Genomic DNA, 637 nt, shown 5'->3' with positions numbered 1-637 from the left:
GCCTGAAACATATGTGTGCAAATTAATTCGGGGGATCGAGCATGCGGCCCCAGGGCGCACGCCCGGTTGTGCTACGCGGTCACCTTGCCATTCCGCGCCACTTCCTTGCCCGCGCGATAGACGGTGCGATCCTTCGGCACCGCCACCACCGCTTCCGGGACATGCTCGGCCCTCAGCGCGACAAAATCGGCTTTGGCGACGACGGCGATGCCGTAGCCCTCCAGCCCCAGCGCCTTGGCGCCGGCATGGCTCACAACGTCGTAAGCTGTTTCCAACTCCCGATCCTCGTAGAAGCCGGAGCGATAGCCGATCATATTGGCGCGGTTCAGCATGTCGCCATCACCATAGGGCCACCAGGAATCGCGGATGTTGTCGGAACCGGCGAACACGGTGACGCCGGCCTTGCGAAGCGCGGCCACCGGCGGAAAGGCATGGTCGCCGGGCGCGTTGGTCATGATGGAGACGCCGGCGGCGGCGATCCTCTCGCCAGCCCTGGCCAACGCATCGGCGGAGATGTCGCCCAGCGCATAGGCGTGGCTGACGGCGACTTTGCCTTGCATGCCCGACGCCGTGGCACGGGCGACGATCTCCTCGATCTCGAAGAGGCCGAGCGTGCCGCGGTCATGCAGGTGGATGT

1 protein-coding gene is annotated in these 637 nt (G+C 65.5%); it reads right to left on the bottom strand.

From position 1 onward, the window contains the following. Window positions 1-71: 71 nt before the first annotated feature. Window positions 72-637: amidohydrolase family protein (locus EOA27_RS39105; RefSeq protein WP_145970938.1), on the bottom strand; the 566-nt coding region annotated here is incomplete at its 5' end.

This window comes from Mesorhizobium sp. M2A.F.Ca.ET.037.01.1.1 (assembly GCF_003998075.1).
Classification (GTDB): Bacteria; Pseudomonadota; Alphaproteobacteria; order Rhizobiales; family Rhizobiaceae; genus Mesorhizobium.
The sequence above is the reverse complement of the archived record's forward strand: the minus strand, read 5'-3'. Positions and strand labels throughout refer to the sequence as shown.